This window comes from Pedobacter sp. GW821-FHT01D05 (assembly GCF_059422505.1).
Genome location: NZ_JBWKXA010000001.1, coordinates 118,023 through 136,926 on the forward strand (window position 1 = coordinate 118,023; position 18,904 = coordinate 136,926).

Sequence of the window (18,904 nt, forward strand, 5' to 3'; positions counted from 1 at the left end):
CCGGATATCTTAATTAAGTTTTGAGGAATATTAAAACTTATCCTTCATGCCAAAAAGGCCCATTAGCCCTCCAGTATGGATGGCCAATACTTTTTCATCTTTACCAATAATTCCTTGTTTCGCTAAATCTTGAATGGCATAAAACATTTTTCCCGTATAAACAGGGTCTAGGAGCAATCCGGTTTTTGCCGTAAAGGTTTTGATAAAGCTGATCAGTTCAGGAGTGGTTTTCGCATAGCCACCAAAATGATAATCAAGATGAAGTTCGAGGTGATGAGATATGGGGGCATATTTGTTTATTTCCTCTTCAATAAAGGAAGCGCCCTTTAATACGGGGATGATATGTAACTTGGTATTTAACTGTTGTTGTTGAATTCCCCTCAACAAACCTGCAGCTGTGGTTCCTGTTCCGGCAGCACAAAAAATGTGGTCGTATGGTTGCTCCAGTTCTTCAATTACCTCTGCACAACCAATAGTGGCTTCAAGTGATGCACCCCCTTCATTTATAAAATAAGCCTGTACGTCGGACGCAAAATATTGGTCAAACAATTGGTGTTTATCCCGATAACTTTCTCGGTCGGTAAAAATGAGTTTCATCCCAAATAAACTGCACAGCAATAATAGCTCATTCTTTACTGCTTCGCCACGTACAAAGGCCGTAGCGGTTAAGCCTGATCTTGATGCTGCGGCGGCAGTGGCTACAAGGTGATTGGAATAAGCACCTCCAAAAGTGACCAGATGCGTTTTGTGATCAGCTTTAGCCTTGGCTAAAATATATTTAAGCTTACGCCATTTATTGCCTGAAATATAAGGATCAATAAGATCATCCCTTTTCACAAACAAGTTGTTTAAAGGTGCAAATGCTATTTTTTGTACCGGGCTATATATTTCTTCGAACACGTGTAAAAATAAAAAACACCTGAGTATTTCAGGTGTTTTAAGCATTATTATATTCGAAAATTAATTATTTGCCGATACCAAGGCCTATACCTGCATTAACCATACTGTATTTTGCCTGGGTATATGAGCCGTAAAATTTAAAGAAACCAAACTTCAACTGAAAGCCTAAACTTCCTCTTACACCATCAATATCGGTTTGTTTAACCGAAATCGGATCAACATAAGTTGCCGAGGTTGTTGCACTTGTTGCAAATTTATAGGTACCTAAGGCTTTTAAATTGGTATTAGATGTTTGGTAACCAATACTGGCAAAAGGCGTAAAAAACAGGATCTTTTTGGAAACAATGGCATCAAAATTTACGCCATTGAATTTAGCATCAATACGCTGATCTGAATTTGCCACATTATCGATATTCAGGTCTAAAGAATATTTATACTGCGTAAAACCACCGGCAATGGCAATATCTACAGGAATCAGTTTTTCTGTTGTCGAACCCATAAATAAGGGTAAAAGTTCAATTTTGGCACCAAAACCGATCATCGATAAACTTCCCAGGTCATCACCTAATTTAATTTTAGGCATTGCCCTTAAAGTAACATCGATATTTTTAGGTAAGCCTAATGTTGCCTGAATTTGTGCCGAAGGCACCACATGGAAACCTACACCCTGTGGCAAATTGAAAAATTTACCTGTTGGAATACCATTGCTCGTGTAAACTTCCATTTTACCACCTTCATGGTCATCGCCAAATGCAGTAGGGCCTATAGATGATGCGCCTAGAGCAGGTTTAATATTACTTAAACCCAAGGTATTTACATCATAACTTCTGCCCGATTGGGGTACAAAAGCGCCCGAGGCCGAAACCCTGACATCGAATTTTAAAAAACCTTTCGATTGAGCGGTGTTCGACCACCCATCGGTTAAACCCAGCCCTAAGCCCTTGTATAGTGGGTCGAAATAGGCATTAATCAATTTAGTTGCATCAGCTGGTCCGCCCACAAATAAGTCTCCAACATCTTGTTGAGCATTTGCTTTTTGAGCCACTGTCAATAAAAACAAGGCACATAATACCTTTAAAGCGTAACATTTTTTCATATAAATGATTTAGGATGATTTGATTGTATTAAAGATAGGGTTGTTTTTTCGAAAACTGCAATCATTAAAAAATTCTTGAAGTTAAAAGTTTATTTTTGCCCCATGGAAAATGTGGTCGAATTGCAGGAATCAGAAGAGCAGGAATTGTATGAACATTTAAAAATTATTGTTGATAAGGGGCAATCGCTGCTTCGTATTGATAAGTTTTTGATGGTACGCGTAGAAAATGCCTCCCGAAACCGTATTCAAAATGCAATTGATGCAGGGAATGTACTGGTTAACCAGAAACAGATAAAAGCGAGTTATAAGGTTAAACCTTATGATGAGATATCTATCGTTTTACCTCACCCACCGCGCGATACCGAAGTTTATCCTGAAGATTTACCACTTGATATTATTTATGAAGATAGTGATCTTTTGGTGGTGAATAAAGCCGCAGGAATGGTTGTACACCCCGGTTTTAATAATTATACCGGAACTTTGGTTAATGCTTTGGCATTCCATTTTGAGCAACTGCCTCAGTTGCCCGGCAATGATGGCCGACCAGGTTTGGTGCACCGTATTGATAAGGATACCTCAGGTTTATTGCTGATCAGTAAAAATGAAAAGTCGATTACGCACCTTGCACGTCAGTTTTTCGACCACAGCATTACCCGTAAATATATTGCACTGGTTTGGGGCGATATCGAAAACGATGGAACGGTTACCGGCTACATTGGCCGAAGTGTGAAAGACCGTCGTGTGATGGATATTTACGATGATGAAGAAAAAGGGAAATGGTCTGTAACACACTATAAAGTATTAAAGCGTTTGGGTTACGTTACTTTGATCAGTTGTGAGTTAGAAACGGGGCGTACGCACCAGATCAGGGCGCATATGCAACATATTGGGCATCCGCTTTTTAACGATGCAATGTATGGTGGCGATAAGATTTTAAAAGGTACTACATTTAATAAGTACAAACAGTTTGTAGATAATTGTTTTGAATTGTTGCCCCGTCAGGCATTACACGCACAAAGTTTGGGTTTTATTCACCCTACCACTAAAGAGTATATGTATTTTGAATCACCATTGCCACCCGATTTTAAAGCTGGCTTAACCAAATGGGAAAATTATATCGCTACATCATAAAATATGCTTCAAGAGTACCTTTTATTTAATGATGAATTTCAAGCAGTTGATCTTCCGATTTTAACGGCCTCTAACAGAAGCTTCAAATTTGGCGATGGACTGTTCGAAAGCATGCGAATGATTAATAATAAGTTGCAATTTGCCGATTTACATGCCGATAGATTAACGGCTGGCATGAAAGCACTTAAAATTGATGGTCATGCTTTAATGGATGATTATTTCTTACGCCAAAAAACGGCTGATCTGGCTAAAAGGAACAAGTGGAACGGTAATGTCCGTTTTCGCCTTTCAGTTTATAGGGGAGGAGCAGGTGTTTATACGCCCGAAATCAATAAAGCAGGATACATTTTAGAAGGCATTCCCTTAAAAGCATCTACATATGAGTTGAACAGCAAAGGTTTGATCATAGATGTTTTTGATGAAATGACCAAGCCGGTTAATAAACTCTCTAATTTTAAAACAGCCAATGCGCTGCTTTATGTAATGGCCGGGCTTTTTAAAAGCCAGAACCGTTTAGATGAAGCGATGATTCTGAACCAACATGGTTTTCTATGCGAAAGCATTAGCGCTAACGTTTTTGTGGTGTACAACAAGCAGATTTATACCCCGTCGTTAGCTGAAGGTTGTATAAGCGGTGTAATGCGTACGGCCATTATGCAGTTGTGCAAAATGAACGATATGCCTTTAATCGAAGCGCAGATTAATCCTGAAATATTAAAAGAAGCTGAAGAAGTTTTTATCACCAACGCTACGCAAGGCATTCAATGGGTAATGGGCTACGGCAGGAAACGTTATTTTAACGAGGTATCGAAATTTTTGATCGAAAAACTGAATGCTTTGTAATCTGGTTCATTGGTCATTAGGAGATTAGTGCCATTGGTTCGTCATCTCGACTGAAGCGTAGCGAAATGGAGAGATCTTACTTAACTCATTATTTTTTTGGAAAGCAATACCTGTGCTAATCGGTTCGGGCTGGTCCCGCCCTTTGCTTAATCCCAATTAAATTTCACTTCATAAGATAAACAATTCTTAATCGGGATAACGCTGTCGGTCGGGTTTATTTAACCCTAGACAGAAGCACTTTTGTGGCCACCTAAACCCGATCAAAGCGGGATGCCCCCCGATTTTACATCGGGTTGGCAGAAGCGGGAGCGGGGCTGAAATAACCAAAAAGCTACTGCAATTGCTTTCCTAAAAAGAATAACTTAAGTCGATCGTCATCCCGACTGAAGTGCAACGGAATGGAGGGATCTCTGAACTTGATTCATATCCGATACAGCTAAATAGATTTAGCTTCGCTGAGCACTACGTGGTTCTCGACTTCGTTGCACTCCGCTCGAAATGACGTATCTTTTGTCAGTCGTCATCCCGATTGGAGTGCAACGGAATCAAGGGTCTGTATTAATTATTATAACCGCATCCCCCTTAAAAAATCTTCGATCAGCATCCGTTTTTTACCTTCGTATTGGATATCTAAAAGCTTGATAAAGCCATCTTTTGCGGCAAATTTTAAATAAGTTTTACCGTCCGTTAAAAAGCCTCCGGCAACAATACCTGGTTCTTTATCTTCTATTTCGGCCTTAAATACCTTTAAGTTTTTCTCGTTGAGCACGGTAAAAGCAGTTGGGTAAGGGCTTAAACCGCGGATTAAATTGTGGATGGTTTGCGCCTGGCTGTTCCAGTCGATTTTGCAATCTTCCTTAAAAATCTTTGGAGCATGTTTTAAATCAGCATTTTGTGGCTGCGGCTGCTCTGTTATATTATTGGCTTCGATAGCACGTAGCGTTTTAACCAAAAGATTTGCGCCAACTACCATCAGTTTATCATGCAACTCACCCGCAGTTTCGTCGTCGGCAATGGGCACACTGTCGCTGAGAATAATATCACCGGTATCAATTTCCTGTTTAAGGAAAAATGTAGTTACGCCACTTTCTTTCTCCCCATTTATAATAGCATGGTTAATCGGGGCTGCGCCACGGTATTGCGGTAACAACGAACCATGTAAATTGATGGTTCCTTTAGCCGGCATATTCCAAACTATTTCTGGTAGCATCCTGAAAGCCACTACCACTTGTAAATCGGCTTGGTAAGATCTTAGTTCTTCAATAAACTCAGGGTTTTTTAATTTTTCAGGCTGTAATACAGGAATTCCTTTTTCTACAGCATATTTTTTTACTGCACTTTCATTCAATTTTTGGCCGCGGCCTGCAGGTTTATCTGGCGCAGTAACCACTGCAACTATATCGAAATTGGCTTGTACCAAGGCATCTAAAGAGGCTACCGCGAAATCGGGCGTACCCATAAAAACTATTTTCATAAAGAAAGTGTTGTGTTTCTAAAAATAACGTGGCTACCCATGTTAAAGTTTTGCAAAATAACTAAAAATAAACCCATACTTATAGGCAAAAAATGGTACAAGGCAAAGATGTTGTTCAGGCAAATGGATTGGTGTACGTAACTGATGCGCTACCTGGGATTTACCGTAAAGGAAAACCTGGTAAATTTCATTTCGAAGATAAAGATGGAAACAAAATTACCGAAGAGAAACACCTCGACCGGATAAAAGCCTTAGTTATTCCTCCCGCATGGCAAAATGTATGGATTGCTAATAGACCCAATGCATACCTACAGGTTACCGGTATTGATGCTGCAGGCAGGAAACAATATAAATATCATGCAAAGTGGACCAGCCGCCGATCGGAAGCTAAATATTTCCGTTTATTGGAATTTGGAAAAGCATTGCCCAATGCACGGAAAAATCTGGAAAAAGACCTCCGCAGAAAAGATTTCGATGAGCGTAAAGTGTTGGCTATTTCGGTAGATGTACTTCAAAAAACGCTAATCCGCGTGGGTAATGAAAGTTATAAGCAATTGTATGGTTCTTTTGGTTTGACTACACTTCGCGATAAACATGTTAAAATAGAAGGAAGTAAAATTACCATGGATTTTGTTGGGAAAAAAGGTGTTCGGCAAAAAGTAGAGTTAAATGATCGGTCGCTGGCGAAACTGGTCAAGAAATGCAGGGACATTCCCGGACAGGAATTGTTTCAGTTTTATTCGAACGGGAAAGAACATAAAAGTATCGATTCAGGTAAAATAAACGCTTATATTAAAGAAATTACAGGCGATGATTTTACGGCTAAGGATTTTAGAACCTGGGGTGGAACATTAGAAGCGTTGCGCCAGTTTTCGAAGTGCAGTGCCGATGAAAATTTTAACCTAAATTCAAAAAAGGCCATCGTTAATGTTTTAGATTGCGTAGCGAAAAAATTAGGCAATACCAGAGCCGTTTGTAAGAGTTCTTACGTATATCCGTTATTGCTCACCGCTTACGAAAACAACGAGCTTGGTAAATACATGAAAAAAATGAATAATAACAAAGTAACTGGTAAATCAGGTTTAGAACACGATGAGAAAGTTTTATTATCATTCTTAAAATCAAGTAGTAAATAGAAAACCCATTATATTTGTTTTTTTATCCCTTTATGCAAATTAACCTTGACGATAACACTGCTATTTTTTATACATTAATCGAAGAATCTCCAATGCCGATCGGACTGTACATTGGGGAGAAAATGAACATTAAAGTTGCTAATAAAGCAATGCTTAAAGCATGGGGGAGAGATCATTCGGTTATTGGACAAGAGCTTGCCATTGCTTTGCCCGAGCTTAAAGAGCAGCCTTTTTTAGAGATCCTTCAGAACGTACGCAAAACCGGTATTGCTTACGAAACCAAAGAAGACCGGGTAATGCTGATTAATGATGGCGTTTTACAGACCTTTTATTTCGATTTTATTTATAAACCCCTAAAAGACAATGATGGAAACGTTTGGGGGATTTTGAATAATGCTACTAATGTTACCGAACTGGTAAATGCCCGATTAAAGGTTAAAGCCAGTGAAGAACTTTTTCGCAAGATGATTCAGGATGCACCTGTAGCCATTGGCATTTTGAGGGGTGAAAATTTTATAATCGAACAGGCTAATGCAGATCTTTTAAAGCTATGGGGTAAAACAGAAGAGGTAATCGGTCTTCGTTTAATTGATGGTTTGCCCGAACTAAAGGGACAGCCCTTTCCCGATTTGTTAACTCAGGTTTACCATACAGGGGTGGCCCACCATGGTTACGAGACAATGGCGAGGATAGAAAGAGATGGTGTACTTCAGGATTATTATTTCAATTTTGTATATGACCCAATCCGCGATCAGCACAATGAGGTGACTGGCATTATGGTAGTTGCGAACGAAATTACCTCACTGGTACATTCGCGGATGGAAATGGCCAAAAGCGAAGAACGTTTCAGGAATTTATTATTGGATACTCCAATGGCCACAGGTTATTACGAAACGGAAGATATTATCATCTCGCTGGCTAATGATGAAATGCTGAGGTTTTGGGGGAAAGATAAGGATGTAATCGGGAAGCCGATGGAAGAAGCCATTCCTGAATTAAAAGGACAACCTTTTATCGATATTAAAAGAGGTTTATCGTACAGGAGTTCCTTATCATGCCGATCAGCAGGAGGCGCTATTACCTGTTAACGGTAAGATGGAAAAGCTTTGGTTTAATTTTACCTATAAACCTTTGAGAAATGCCCAGGGAAAGGTTTATGCTATTTTACATGCAGCAATGGATGTCACGAAACAAGTTCAGCTTCAGCAACAGAAAGACGAGTTTTTGGGCATTGCGAGCCATGAGCTAAAAACGCCGGTAACCAGTATAAAAGCTTATGCACAGGTATTGGAAAGGATGATCAGGAATGAAGGTGATGAGAAAAAGGCTGGCATGGTACGCAAAATGGATCAACAATTGAACCGCTTAACCGGTTTAGTTGGCGATTTACTTGATGTAACCAAAATACAATCGGGCAAAATGACTTTTAATCCCGTAAAATTTGATTTTGATCAGGCTGTAGGAGAAATAGTAGATGAAATGCAGCATATCACTTCTAAACATCAGATCAAAACCGATTTAAATAGCAACAGCAGCGTTTATGCCGATCGCGAACGTATCGGCCAGGTGATTACCAATTTTTTATCAAATGCCATTAAATACTCTAATGATGCCAATCAGATCGATGTGCATACTTATGCATTGAACGATGAAGTCATTTTGTGCGTACGCGATTACGGAATCGGGATTTCGAAAGCGCTACAGCATATGGTTTTCGATCAGTTTTATCGGGTGGGTGGAAATCTGCAACATACCTATCCGGGTTTAGGCTTGGGACTTTACATTTCTGCAGAAATTATCAGAAATGAAGGGGGCAGAATTTGGGTAGAGAGCGAAGAGGGGCAAGGCGCCACATTTTATTTTGCACTAAAAATTTAATTACCCTAATTCACGATTAAAGAGTGTAACTTTTTATTCTTTAGGTGCCTTTTTTATCGGATGAACAGGTTGTTCCTCAAGCTCACGCTGTTTTGCAGGGTTATTTGTTTTTGGCGCTTTATTGGGGCTACTGTCATTTTCATGCCTCACCGTTTTATGGTCAACAGGTTCTCGGCCTTTAGGCACTTCTTCCTGGTAATTGCTTCCTGGTTTATCGCTTTTAATTTTTGGACCGCTCATAGCTAAAATGATTGAATGATTGAGTTTTTGAATGATTGAATAGCACAGCGCTTATCAACTATCAATAATAACAAACCTCTTTCTGTTAAGTTTGAAAATAATTGTAAGGGCAATTCAATCATTCAATCCTTCTCTCACTCAATCCTTAATTATAGAGCAAATATTTCTTACGCATGGCTTTATAGGCACTTAGGCCTGGCTCCCAGCTGGCTCTAATTTCCGCTTCACTTTTTCCGTCTATTACCTGTTGCCTAAAATCTGCCACACCAACTAATCTTTCAATAGTCCCCATTTCTTTGCTCAGCTTGGTATTAAAGAAATCTTCTTTTCTTGGCGAAGCTTTATACAGTTCGATTAACCAGCTGATGTTTACCTGTTTCGATTTTACCAGTTTTGAGGTATCGTAAGTTCTTAAATCTAAACCATAACAAACCTGATCCTGAAATAATGGTGTTTCTGACATGCCTTTTATGCTTTTTGGCGTAAAACTGAAATCGAATTTTCCTTTAAGGTATGGTGCCCCAACAACGGTAAATGGAAACATTGTTCCGCGGCCGTGGTTTAAATAAGTGCCTTCAAATAAACAGGTAGATGGATAAAGTAAAATAGATTGTTGCGTATTCAGGTTAGGAGAGGGCTTAACCGGTAAGGTATACTCCATATCATGATTGTAATTGGCGTTTTTGATAATGGTAATTTTGCATTTCACCTTATCTTTCAACCAGCCTTCGCCATTTAACATCTGTGCATATTCGCCAACGGTTAAGCCATGCGCAATAGGGATGGGTTGCACACCAATACCTGATTTAAATTTTGGATCTAAAATCGGTCCATCAATTAAATAACCATTTGGATTGGGGCGATCTAAAATCAACAGTGTTTTATTGTTTGCTGCACAGGCTTCCATAACGTGCTGTAAGGTATTGATATAGGTGTAAAAACGAACACCCACATCCTGGATATCGAACACCATAATGTCGATATCTGCTAAATCTTCAGCCGTAGGCGTACTGTGTTTGCCATAAAGTGAAATGGCTTTTATACCTGTTTTGGTATCAACATCATCGTTAACGGTAACGCCTGCACTGGCATTGCCTCTAAAACCATGCTCCGGACCAAATATTTTCTGGATTTTAACACCTCGTTTCAGCAGGCTATCAACCGAAGTCTGTGTGCCGATAATCGATGTGGGGTTAACTACCATTCCAACACGTTTTCCTTTTAAAAGTGGGAGGTATTTTTCGGTCTGCTCTGCACCGGTTTTAATTGTCGATGGCAGTTTAACAGTCCTGATCATCAGTTTTCTGTTTTCAGGGCTTTTCTTTCCGAGAACTTCCTGTTCGAGTGGTTTGGGTTGTCCGCAGGCTGATAATGCAATTAAACTGCTTAAAGCAAAGCTGATGTAAGTTTTCATTTTCTTATTATTCTAATCTTCCGGTATTATAACAAAACAATTTACAATATATTTCGATTATGCTATTGGTATTTTCTTGTTACAACTTAATGATTGATGTTTAAAGTTGGTTATTTATTTTCGAAAATGCCATTTTTAAAAAGGAATTGAGCATTTTTGTTAATACAAATTGATTAAATTGAATTTCGAATATTTCATAGCCGGGCGGATAGCCATTAAATCTGAGCGTACTTTTTCAAAACTTATCGTCCGCATTGCAATAGCAGGTGTGATGTTGAGTTTGGCTGTTATGATTCTCTCTATAGCCATTATTAAAGGTTTTAAAACTGAAATTCAGGATAAAGTAAGGGGCTATTTGGGCGATGTGCAGATTACCCGTTACGATCTGAATAATTCTTTTGAGCATTCTCCCTTCGTACTTGATGGAGAAACCAAAAAAATGCTCAAAAACGATCCCAATATTGAATATTATTATCCTTTTGCTACAAAACCTGCCATCCTTTCGGCCAATAATGAAATTGAAGGCATTAATTTTAAAGGGATAGATAAAAACTATAAGTGGGATTACATTAAGCAGCATATCATCAGCGGAACCATTATCGATTTTTCTGACAGTACCGCTGCCATGCAAGAACTGCTCATTTCGAATTATACAGCTAATCGTTTAAAACTCAAAACCGGTGATGATTTTATCATGTATTTTGTTCAAAACCAGTTGCGGCCGCGTAAATTTAAAATTGTAGGCATTTACGATATTGGTGTAGAAGATATTGATAAGGGTTTTGTACTGGGTAACCTGAATATTATTAAACGCCTGAATAACTGGGAGGCCAACGAAATTGGTGGTATAGAAATCAGGATCAATGATTTTAACAGACTTAAGCCTATAGCCAGTAATATCTATGAAAAGCTTCCACGCAATTTGCGCTCGTATTCTATCGAAGAAAATTTTCCTAATATATTTACCTGGTTAGGTCTTCTTGATGTAAACACCAATGTACTTTTAATCCTGATGTTAATTGTAGGTGTAATTAACATGGTTACCGCATTGCTGATTATGATTTTAGAGAAAACAAATATGATTGGAATGCTAAAATCTTTTGGGGCCAGTAACTGGAGTATTATGAAAATTTTCCTTTACAACGCAGCTTATTTAATCGGCATTGGCTTATTACTAGGAAATATTCTGGGCTTAGGACTTGGTTTTTTACAGCAGGCCACTCACATTTTCAAACTTAACCAGGCCTCTTACTTTTTGGCTTATGCACCAATAGAATTTCACTTTATCGATGTGCTGCTGCTTAATATCGTTACAGTAGTGGTATGTTTAACGGTTTTGATTATCCCTTCGCTATTGATCAGTAAGGTTTCTCCGCTTAAAGCAATCCGATTTAAATAAGGAAAAAACTTGGGTCACCGGACAGATCATTTTCCGATGCCCAAGCAAACCTAAACTTAAGCTCTTGTCAACTCAACTTTTACAGTTTGTGTACGATCACTTTTCTGAAGCTGAGGGTATGGTGTAATGTCAATCAATTTGAGTGAATAATCTATGCCGTTAATTTTAATGTTTGCTACACTTGTTAGTGTGCCGCAATCTCCTTTGCATAAGATAATTTCCTGATCAATATTATTGGCTGTTAACTTGAAGTATGCTGTTGCTCCCCCAGCGCCAATGCAATCAGCATTTATTGGGCAACGGCTATCGCTAATCGATTTTAATATTAATGTAGATGCACCGATTGATTTTGAAGTATTGATTTCAAAATCGTAATTCGTCGTTTTTGTTTCAGATTTCTTCTCACATCCAAAAACAAAAATAGATAAGACAATAAAGAAGAATATTAAATTTTTCATTTAGATATGGATTAATTACTTCTTTTTAAAATGTATTCATAATCTACGGTAGCATAGGAGGTAGCCGGAGAAAAATCTGTTTTTGCACTGAATCTTTTTCTAAGGGTTAAATCTACTCCGCTGCTTCTAATATCGTATTCGCCGTTTAAAATCATATTCCAATCAAAATCTGCTGTCCAAACGCCCTCATCGGTAAAATATCCGATCCCATTCTTAAAGTTATAGGTTCCCTTACCTCCCGATGGTTTCAGGTTAGCATCAGCACTAGGAGTAATGTTGAATTTCCCACCCTGTAAAGAAATTGAAATTGGTCGGGTTACCGGCACAGACTTAACACTATTGGTAATTACCAACACACCTGTATAATTGCCATCCAATAAAACATCTACGTTTGTAGATTTTTTACAGCCTAAAGATAAGATCAGGGCAAAAAGAAAAATACAGATTTGAACTTTCATACCCCTAAAACGGAGTTCAAAATGAAAACGCTACATTTAAATTGAAATCCATTCTACACCTTGTGTATTATGGATAAATTCAGTTCTTGGCTCGAGGTTTAGATAAGGATAAGTGACTTTCGAAAGGTATAAGCCTGTAGGATGAGCGGGCAATGATAGTTTTGAGGATTGCCGGGTAATCAATTCGCTTTCAAATTCGTCAAAGCTAAGCTCTCCTTTGCCAACCATGAGAATTTTACCCATAATAATGCGGATCATTTTGCCCAAAAAGCGGTTGCTGGCAATATGAAACCTCAGCCTGTCGCCTTTTGGATTTGCAAATAAATCAGCTTCCATTACATTGCAGATGGTATGCTCATATTTATCAGGATGTGTACAAAAAGCCCTGTAATCTTTGTATTGGGGTAATAATTTTACAACGGCTTTCATTTTATCAAAATCGAGATTGTTTAATTGATAAAAGGAACTTTGGGTGCTTAAAAAAGGATCTTTATAGGTATGGATAAAATAATCGTATTTTCGTTGTACAGCATCAAACCGGGCATGCGGTTTCCCCTCCATTTTAATAATGTCGAATACCGCGATATTATAAGGTAAAGCCTTGTTCAGGATATAAAGCAGATCGAAATCAATCTCTTTTTCGATATCGGCATGAAAAAAGAACTGACTGGCATGCACATGCGCATCAGTCCGCCCGCAGCCATTAATAGCAGTCGGCGATTTTAAAATTTTCGATAGCGTTTGTTCAATAACTTCCTGAACGCTTTTTACCCCAGGTTGTTTTTGCCACCCACTAAAGTATTGGCCTTGATAGGCAATGTGAAAGAAATACCTCATTTTTCAGCTGCAATTTTACGGAAATTTTAGCAGCAGGAATATTAAATCATATTTTTGTGCGGTAAATTTTAATCATGGATTTAACAAACTGTCCTTGCGGAAGCGGAACTGCCTTTAACCAGTGTTGCCAGCCTTATCATTTAAAAGTGAAAGCGGCACCAACGGCAGAAGCCCTAATGCGTTCCAGATATTCGGCTTTTGTAGTTGCTGATGCAGATTATCTTTATGAAACCACACACATCAGTAAAAGAAAGAATCATTCGAAAAGCGCATATTTAAATAGTGCGAAAAATACCAGATGGCTAAAACTCGAAATTGTTTTTTCGGATTTTGATATTGTGGAATTTAAGGCCTATTACCTCAATAAGAAATTTCAGACTGAAGTATTGCATGAAAAATCTAATTTCAGGTTAGCAGATGGGAAATGGTATTATGTGGATGGGGAATTTTATGAATAAGGCTGAAATCGCAAAATTCATATAAAATTTGCGATTCCATTCGCAGAATTAATGTGAATTTTGCGATTTCACTCCTTTTGGCTATAATTTCTTTGCTTCATTCCAATATACATCCATCTCTGCAAGCGTCATATCAGCCAGGACTTTCCCGTTTTCTTTTGCTTTGGTTTCGAGGTACTGGAAACGTTTGATGAATTTTTTATTGGTTTTTTCCAATGCATTTTCAGGATTGATGTTAATGAAACGTGCATAATTGATGAGGGAGAAAAGTACATCGCCAAATTCTGATTCTGCTTTTTCAATATCGATAGCTATATTATCGGCAACGTTAAATTCGGTTTTAAACTCCTGTAGTTCTTCTTCTACTTTTTCCCAGACCTGATTTTTATCTTCCCAATCGAAACCTACGCCGCGGGCTTTTTCCTGAATGCGGGCAGCTTTAATCAGCGCCGGTAATGAAGATGGAACACCGGCCAATACCGATTTGTTGCCTTCTTTAAGTTTAATCTGCTCCCAATTGCGTTTAACATCTTCTTCGTTCTGCACTTCAACATCGCCATAAATATGTGGATGTCGGTTTACCAGTTTATCGCAAACCCCGTTTAAAACATCTGTAATGTTAAAATCATTGGTTTCGGAGGCAATTCTCGAATAAAAAACCAGATGCATCATCACATCGCCAAGTTCCTTTTTAATTTCGTCTAAATCGCCCTCTAAAATAGCATCGCTCAACTCATAAGTTTCCTCTATCGTTAAATGGCGCAATGTTTCCATAGTCTGTTTTTTATCCCATGGGCATTGTGTACGCAGTGTATCTAAAACGGTGAGTAATCGTGTAAAGGCATCAGCTGGATTATTGGCACTGGCAGGAATTGGATTGTTCGGCATGTTTTATGGTTAAGCTATATTTATCGAACGCTAAAGTACCAAACCCAAGCGATTAAGAAAAGCTGAAAAGGTATTCTGAACCATAAATATTTTGGTCCCGGCCCTGGCTTATACAAATCTTCATAATTGATGCGGTGTTTGGCAGCATAAATATTGGCAGGTAAAATAGCAATGTAAAAAATAATTAGGGTTATCCCGGTAAAATATCTGGTGCTTTCAATCGCCAGGCCAAGGGCAAATAAGATTTCCAGAACACCGGTTAAAAGCACAATTTCTACCTTTTTAGGAATAAATAAGGGGACCATAGCAGCCATACTCGTTTTAAACTTAAAATGCCCGATAGCGGTAAAAAGTAACATCACAGCCATTGCAATATTGCCTGCAAAAATATTTCCCTTGTCAAAAGTAGTATGACCGCCAAAAGCCAATAGCGCAACATAAACAATGATTAATACGAATAAGGGTTTCATGAACGGTATATTTAATCTATTTTATTAAATTAAACGCAATTAAAATTGTAGCAACAAACAATACCAATAATCCGGATAAAAATACAAAGTCGGCAACTTTTTCTAGTCGCTGGCTTGCAGTTTTTTGTCTTCTCATCGAGATAAAAGATAGGATACAGCTGGTCATAAAAAACATGACGGCAGCCACAGCAAACTCATCAATTAAGGAACCATCGGTAAGTGCGAGTTTTTTTAAAGAAGTAAGCACAATAAAGCAGATGCCCAACAGATTGGCAGAAGTGCTTAAAATATGAGGCGATCTGTTCTCGGCCATATTAATCTTTTTCTTCTAATTTAATCTTTTTCGTAATCCGGTAAACACGTTTCTTTTTGTCGGGCTTATGCTCTTCGCCCATTAAAATGCCCCATGGCTTTAAATTATCCACTCTGTCGAAGATAATCTTTAGCATGGCCAGATAAGGTATACATAAAAACATGCCCGATATCCCCCAGATCATTTCGCCAACTACAATACCAATAAAGGCGAAGAGCGCATTAATTTTTACTTTCGAGCCCACTACCAGCGGCATTAGTACATTTCCATCTATTGCATGTACGCCGACAAAGGCAATCAAAACCAGAAGCACTTTACCTGCACCAGCTGTTGCAAAGGTGATTAAACAGCTTACCAGTAAAGCAAAAAATATCCCTAAATAAGGAACCACGTTAAAAATGCCTGCCACCAAGCCTAACAGTACGGCGTATTTAACCCCTAATAAACTTAGTACGGTAATCATTAATACCGTAACAATAAGCATCTGTAGAAACAAACCGATGATGTATTTTTTAATGATAAACTGAATCTGACTAACAATTTCTGAAACTTTTTCTTTGTGTTCTTCTTTAAAAACAGCGGTTAAGAAAGTGAATAAAATACGGCGGTAATTTAAAATGAAGAAGGTAAACAAAAGCGTGAAACCCAAAAATAATAGGGTAGAAGATAGTGTGGCCAGGGTGGTAGCAACAATAGCAGCACTGGTAGCCAAAGCTTTTTCGGTGCTATCATTTAAATAATCGAGTTGTTTCTGAGAATTTACGCCAAAAGTGTGCGAAATCCATTTCTGCAGTTCATGGTACGAAACATTAGCTTTTTCTTTTAACAATGGCCAATCGGCCCATAAATCGCTCAACTGATTGCCAAAGAAGTATATAATGCCGCCAATTACAGCAATCATGAGCACAACTGAAACAAGAGTAGATAAGCTTCTTTTAAACTTAAATCTCTGCTCCAAAAAATTGCCCACAGGCAACAATAAAATTGCCATTAAAAAAGAGAAAAGCAGGGGTGCCAACAGCGATTGCCCTAAAATAGCGATGTAGGTTAAGCTTATTAAACAGAAAAGAACCAGGGCAAGCTTAGGTAGGAACGATAATTTGTCTTTCATATGATTTAAATCCTGTTTAATACAAAATGCCCGATTAATTGTTTCACCAATCGGGCATTTAAATATAAGAGATTATTTTTAATAGATACTTGCTTTGTCTAAAAGTGAAATATCATCTGGAGATAATTTCAAATTCGCTGCATCTGTAAAAGATTTTAACTGGCTTAAATCGGTAACGCTTGCAATCGGTGCCGTAATTGATGGATGATAAATTAACCAGGCAAGGGCTACCGAAGCTGGCTCAACATGGTGTTTTTCTGCAACCTCATCCAATGCAGCTAAAATTTTAAAGCCACGTTCGTTCAGAAATTTTTTAACGCCACCACCACGCTGGCTTTTATTTAAGTCATCTTCGCTGCGGTATTTTCCTGTTAAAAATCCGCTGGCCAACGAATAATAGCTTACTACGCCCAAGCCATAATCTAGGCAGATTTTTTCGTGCTCCTGCTCAAAGTTTTCTCTATCGTAGAGGTTGTATCCAGGCTGGTAAACTTCGTAACGGGGCAGGTCGTGTTCAGTAGCATAAATCAAAGATTCTTTTAACCGCTCAGCAGAAAAGTTTGATGCGCCGATCCAACGTACTTTGCCTGCTTTAATTAAAGTTTCGTAAGCACTTAAAGTTTCTTCAACGGGAGTGTGCTCGTCGTCGTAATGAGAGAAATAGAGGTCGATATAATCTGTTTGAAGGCGTGATAAAGAGTGTTCTACTTCGTTTATGATATAATCGCTCTTTAACGATTTGCCCTGCCCCATATCAGCCCCTACCTTGGTAGCGATAATAATATCGTGGCGCTTGTTATGTTGCTTAAGCCATTTACCAATAATCGTTTCCGATTCGCCACCTTTATTTCCGGGTGCCCAACGCGAATATACATTGGCAGTATCGATAAAGTTAAATCCATTTTCTACAAACTGGTTTAATATTTCAAACGACTTTTGTTCATCAATTGTCCAGCCAAAAACGTTTCCTCCAAATACAATAGGTGCAATATTTAAATCGGTTTTTCCTAAAATTCTTTTTTCCATGGTATGAATGTTAATAGTATACTAACAAATCCTAATGCAAGCGGTTTTCGCGTGGGACTAAATTATATTAAAATAAGAGGAGAATAATTTTTGGAAGCAAAAAATTAATCAAATCGTCATCCGAGAATTATCGGATGCGAAGCTGGGCAAGCGCGAGCCTAAGCAATCTTGTATCACAAAGCCTATTACTTTTTTTAGAAAAGCAATACCTGTAATCAGTCGTCATGCTGACCTGTAGCGCAGCGGAAAGCTACGGAGTAAATTTAGTTCAGCATGCATCATGTTTCAAAATTACCAAAATCTTTTTTTGGAAAGCAAGGCCTGTAGTGCTTTGGTTAAACCCGTCCCGCCCTTTGCTTAATCCCGATAGATAAAGTGTTAGATACAATCATCATCAATCGGGATAACGCTGTCGGTCGGGTTTATTTTAGCACAGATAGTAGTACTTTTTCAGCCTCCTAAACCCGATCGAAGCGAGATGCCGATTTATTTCATCGGCAGAAGCGGGAGCGGGGCTGCAGTAAGCTAAAAGCTTCTGCATCTGCTTTCCGAAAAAACTGATTTAACAAATCTTCGTCCGATAGTTATCGGAAGAGAGGCTGGATGAGGGTGTACAGAAGCAATTTTCTGTCGTAAATTCTATTATGATTAAACCTTTAAACTTCAGCCCTGGTTGCCCTAAGCATTTCTCTTTTTCCGGGAGCACCAGGTAATTTTTCGATGGTAAATCCGCAGGCTTTAACGGCTCTTTTCAATTTTCCGGTTATGGCGTAAGTAACAAAAGTTCCACCTGGTTTTAAGAAACTGCAGGCATGTGCAATAATTTCATCGCTCCACATTTCTGGCTGGTGCTGCACAGAAAAGGCATCGTAATAAATCACATCAAATTTTTGGTCGCTCTGGTATGCGGCCAATGTAGTATGTGGAATTTCCAGGGTGCAGAGCGAATTTAATTTTTGAGGTGTTTTTAATGCATCAGGGTAATTTGAAATAAAATCCGTCCATATTGCTTCAGGAACATATGCTGCATAACCGGTTTGCTCAATTACTGCTGTAGTAAGTGGAAAGGCTTCGATACTGGTATAGTTAAGTTTAATATTATTTGCCGCACAATATTCGAAACTTAAAATAAAATTCAGTCCGGTGCCAAAACCAACTTCCAAAACGGAAATTTCAGTTAAATTAGTGGACACGAATTTTAGTCCAGCATCAATAAATACGTGTTTGCTTTCCTGTAATGCGCCATGTTTACTGTGGTAATGTTCGCCTATAGTTTCATTGTAAAGTGTATTCGAACCATCGGCAGTGGGCGTTATAATATTCATGAGCTAGGATTTAAAGGATCTTGGTTTTTTTCAAGATAATGATGCAAAT

At 38.5% G+C, this 18,904-nt stretch carries 21 protein-coding genes; 7 read left to right on the top strand and 14 right to left on the bottom strand.

The features are described 5' to 3' along the window. Positions 1–30: 30 nt before the first annotated feature. Positions 31–900, bottom strand: coding sequence for a 1-aminocyclopropane-1-carboxylate deaminase/D-cysteine desulfhydrase (locus tag AC07VK_RS00485; protein ID WP_492957537.1), 870 nt, complete (start codon positions 898–900; stop codon positions 31–33). A gap of 64 nt (positions 901–964) precedes the next feature. Continuing rightward, complete coding sequence (locus AC07VK_RS00490) at positions 965–1,996, bottom strand: DUF6588 family protein (RefSeq protein WP_492957539.1); 1,032 nt, start codon at positions 1,994–1,996, stop codon at positions 965–967. A gap of 102 nt (positions 1,997–2,098) precedes the next feature. On the opposite strand from AC07VK_RS00490, the gene AC07VK_RS00495 reads away from it, so the two are divergent. Together AC07VK_RS00495 and AC07VK_RS00500 are read left to right on the top strand one after the other, a co-directional pair. Continuing rightward, positions 2,099–3,127, top strand: coding sequence for an RluA family pseudouridine synthase (locus tag AC07VK_RS00495; protein WP_131032353.1), 1,029 nt, complete (start codon positions 2,099–2,101; stop codon positions 3,125–3,127). 3 nt (positions 3,128–3,130) lie between these two features. Beyond that, positions 3,131–3,970 (top strand): aminotransferase class IV, encoded by an 840-nt coding sequence (locus tag AC07VK_RS00500; protein ID WP_492957541.1) that lies wholly within the window; start codon positions 3,131–3,133, stop codon positions 3,968–3,970. A gap of 565 nt (positions 3,971–4,535) precedes the next feature. Here the strand turns inward: AC07VK_RS00500 and fmt are convergent. Beyond that, the gene (gene fmt / locus AC07VK_RS00505; protein WP_492957543.1) at positions 4,536–5,444 is read right to left on the bottom strand and encodes a methionyl-tRNA formyltransferase; all 909 of its coding nucleotides are present in this window, start codon (positions 5,442–5,444) and stop codon (positions 4,536–4,538) included. Between the two features lie 92 nt (positions 5,445–5,536). Between fmt and AC07VK_RS00510 the strand changes: the two genes are divergently transcribed. Genes AC07VK_RS00510 through AC07VK_RS00520 form a run of 3 tightly spaced genes read left to right on the top strand, consistent with a single transcriptional unit; the run spans position 5,537 to position 8,458 of the window. Then, positions 5,537–6,580 (top strand): DNA topoisomerase IB, encoded by a 1,044-nt coding sequence (locus AC07VK_RS00510; RefSeq protein WP_492957545.1) that lies wholly within the window; start codon positions 5,537–5,539, stop codon positions 6,578–6,580. Between the two features lie 32 nt (positions 6,581–6,612). Then, entirely contained in the window at positions 6,613–7,668 is a 1,056-nt protein-coding gene (locus AC07VK_RS00515) for a PAS domain-containing protein (protein WP_492957546.1), read from the top strand. A gap of 7 nt (positions 7,669–7,675) precedes the next feature. Then, entirely contained in the window at positions 7,676–8,458 is a 783-nt protein-coding gene (locus AC07VK_RS00520; protein ID WP_492957547.1) for a sensor histidine kinase, read from the top strand. Between the two features lie 33 nt (positions 8,459–8,491). Here the strand turns inward: AC07VK_RS00520 and AC07VK_RS00525 are convergent, their stop codons facing one another. Continuing rightward, the gene (locus AC07VK_RS00525; RefSeq protein ID WP_492955727.1) at positions 8,492–8,698 is read right to left on the bottom strand and encodes a hypothetical protein; all 207 of its coding nucleotides are present in this window, start codon (positions 8,696–8,698) and stop codon (positions 8,492–8,494) included. 145 nt (positions 8,699–8,843) lie between these two features. Continuing rightward, positions 8,844–10,112: an exo-beta-N-acetylmuramidase NamZ family protein gene (locus AC07VK_RS00530; RefSeq protein ID WP_492957548.1), complete on the bottom strand. Its 1,269-nt coding sequence runs from the start codon at positions 10,110–10,112 to the stop codon at positions 8,844–8,846. Between the two features lie 178 nt (positions 10,113–10,290). Between AC07VK_RS00530 and AC07VK_RS00535 the strand changes: the two genes are divergently transcribed. After that, complete coding sequence (locus AC07VK_RS00535) at positions 10,291–11,511, top strand: ABC transporter permease (RefSeq protein ID WP_494939773.1); 1,221 nt, start codon at positions 10,291–10,293, stop codon at positions 11,509–11,511. Between the two features lie 56 nt (positions 11,512–11,567). On the opposite strand, the gene AC07VK_RS00540 is transcribed toward AC07VK_RS00535, so the two are convergent. From AC07VK_RS00540 to AC07VK_RS00550, 3 genes are read right to left on the bottom strand one after another with little or no spacing between them, the layout of a single operon-like run. Beyond that, positions 11,568–11,969 (bottom strand): hypothetical protein, encoded by a 402-nt coding sequence (locus AC07VK_RS00540; RefSeq protein ID WP_492957552.1) that lies wholly within the window; start codon positions 11,967–11,969, stop codon positions 11,568–11,570. 11 nt (positions 11,970–11,980) lie between these two features. Continuing rightward, positions 11,981–12,427 (bottom strand): hypothetical protein, encoded by a 447-nt coding sequence (locus AC07VK_RS00545; protein WP_492955731.1) that lies wholly within the window; start codon positions 12,425–12,427, stop codon positions 11,981–11,983. Between the two features lie 36 nt (positions 12,428–12,463). Continuing rightward, positions 12,464–13,264: a tRNA pseudouridine synthase A gene (locus tag AC07VK_RS00550; protein WP_492957554.1), complete on the bottom strand. Its 801-nt coding sequence runs from the start codon at positions 13,262–13,264 to the stop codon at positions 12,464–12,466. A gap of 74 nt (positions 13,265–13,338) precedes the next feature. Here AC07VK_RS00550 and AC07VK_RS00555 point away from each other — a divergent pair, with 74 nt between their 5' ends. Beyond that, complete coding sequence (locus AC07VK_RS00555) at positions 13,339–13,722, top strand: YchJ family protein (protein WP_492957555.1); 384 nt, start codon at positions 13,339–13,341, stop codon at positions 13,720–13,722. A gap of 81 nt (positions 13,723–13,803) precedes the next feature. Here AC07VK_RS00555 and mazG read toward each other — a convergent pair whose 3' ends face one another. From mazG to mnmC2, 6 genes are all read right to left on the bottom strand, one after another. Beyond that, the gene (mazG, locus tag AC07VK_RS00560; RefSeq protein WP_492957557.1) at positions 13,804–14,610 is read right to left on the bottom strand and encodes a nucleoside triphosphate pyrophosphohydrolase; all 807 of its coding nucleotides are present in this window, start codon (positions 14,608–14,610) and stop codon (positions 13,804–13,806) included. A gap of 20 nt (positions 14,611–14,630) precedes the next feature. Beyond that, entirely contained in the window at positions 14,631–15,080 is a 450-nt protein-coding gene (locus AC07VK_RS00565; RefSeq protein ID WP_492955735.1) for a DoxX family protein, read from the bottom strand. Between the two features lie 16 nt (positions 15,081–15,096). Next, the gene (locus tag AC07VK_RS00570; RefSeq protein ID WP_131532825.1) at positions 15,097–15,393 is read right to left on the bottom strand and encodes a hypothetical protein; all 297 of its coding nucleotides are present in this window, start codon (positions 15,391–15,393) and stop codon (positions 15,097–15,099) included. 1 nt (position 15,394) lies between these two features. Beyond that, the gene (locus AC07VK_RS00575) at positions 15,395–16,504 is read right to left on the bottom strand and encodes an AI-2E family transporter (protein WP_492957559.1); all 1,110 of its coding nucleotides are present in this window, start codon (positions 16,502–16,504) and stop codon (positions 15,395–15,397) included. A 78-nt stretch (positions 16,505–16,582) separates the two neighbouring features. Next, entirely contained in the window at positions 16,583–17,530 is a 948-nt protein-coding gene (locus tag AC07VK_RS00580) for an aldo/keto reductase (RefSeq protein WP_492957561.1), read from the bottom strand. Between the two features lie 656 nt (positions 17,531–18,186). Further along, entirely contained in the window at positions 18,187–18,855 is a 669-nt protein-coding gene (gene mnmC2 / locus AC07VK_RS00585) for a tRNA (5-methylaminomethyl-2-thiouridine)(34)-methyltransferase MnmC2 (protein ID WP_492957562.1), read from the bottom strand. Positions 18,856–18,904 lie beyond the last annotated feature (49 nt).

Coding starts and splice junctions, on each gene's coding strand:
- AC07VK_RS00490 (WP_492957539.1), bottom strand. CDS start 1,996: ATGAAAAAATGTTACGCTTTAAAGGTATTATGTGCCTTGTTTTTATTG.
- AC07VK_RS00495 (WP_131032353.1), top strand. CDS start 2,099: ATGGAAAATGTGGTCGAATTGCAGGAATCAGAAGAGCAGGAATTGTAT.
- AC07VK_RS00500 (WP_492957541.1), top strand. CDS start 3,131: ATGCTTCAAGAGTACCTTTTATTTAATGATGAATTTCAAGCAGTTGAT.
- fmt (WP_492957543.1), bottom strand. CDS start 5,444: ATGAAAATAGTTTTTATGGGTACGCCCGATTTCGCGGTAGCCTCTTTA.
- AC07VK_RS00510 (WP_492957545.1), top strand. CDS start 5,537: ATGGTACAAGGCAAAGATGTTGTTCAGGCAAATGGATTGGTGTACGTA.
- AC07VK_RS00515 (WP_492957546.1), top strand. CDS start 6,613: ATGCAAATTAACCTTGACGATAACACTGCTATTTTTTATACATTAATC.
- AC07VK_RS00520 (WP_492957547.1), top strand. CDS start 7,676: ATGGAAAAGCTTTGGTTTAATTTTACCTATAAACCTTTGAGAAATGCC.
- AC07VK_RS00525 (WP_492955727.1), bottom strand. CDS start 8,698: ATGAGCGGTCCAAAAATTAAAAGCGATAAACCAGGAAGCAATTACCAG.
- AC07VK_RS00530 (WP_492957548.1), bottom strand. CDS start 10,112: ATGAAAACTTACATCAGCTTTGCTTTAAGCAGTTTAATTGCATTATCA.
- AC07VK_RS00540 (WP_492957552.1), bottom strand. CDS start 11,969: ATGAAAAATTTAATATTCTTCTTTATTGTCTTATCTATTTTTGTTTTT.
- AC07VK_RS00545 (WP_492955731.1), bottom strand. CDS start 12,427: ATGAAAGTTCAAATCTGTATTTTTCTTTTTGCCCTGATCTTATCTTTA.
- AC07VK_RS00550 (WP_492957554.1), bottom strand. CDS start 13,264: ATGAGGTATTTCTTTCACATTGCCTATCAAGGCCAATACTTTAGTGGG.
- AC07VK_RS00555 (WP_492957555.1), top strand. CDS start 13,339: ATGGATTTAACAAACTGTCCTTGCGGAAGCGGAACTGCCTTTAACCAG.
- mazG (WP_492957557.1), bottom strand. CDS start 14,610: ATGCCGAACAATCCAATTCCTGCCAGTGCCAATAATCCAGCTGATGCC.
- AC07VK_RS00565 (WP_492955735.1), bottom strand. CDS start 15,080: ATGAAACCCTTATTCGTATTAATCATTGTTTATGTTGCGCTATTGGCT.
- AC07VK_RS00570 (WP_131532825.1), bottom strand. CDS start 15,393: ATGGCCGAGAACAGATCGCCTCATATTTTAAGCACTTCTGCCAATCTG.
- AC07VK_RS00575 (WP_492957559.1), bottom strand. CDS start 16,504: ATGAAAGACAAATTATCGTTCCTACCTAAGCTTGCCCTGGTTCTTTTC.
- AC07VK_RS00580 (WP_492957561.1), bottom strand. CDS start 17,530: ATGGAAAAAAGAATTTTAGGAAAAACCGATTTAAATATTGCACCTATT.
- mnmC2 (WP_492957562.1), bottom strand. CDS start 18,855: ATGAATATTATAACGCCCACTGCCGATGGTTCGAATACACTTTACAAT.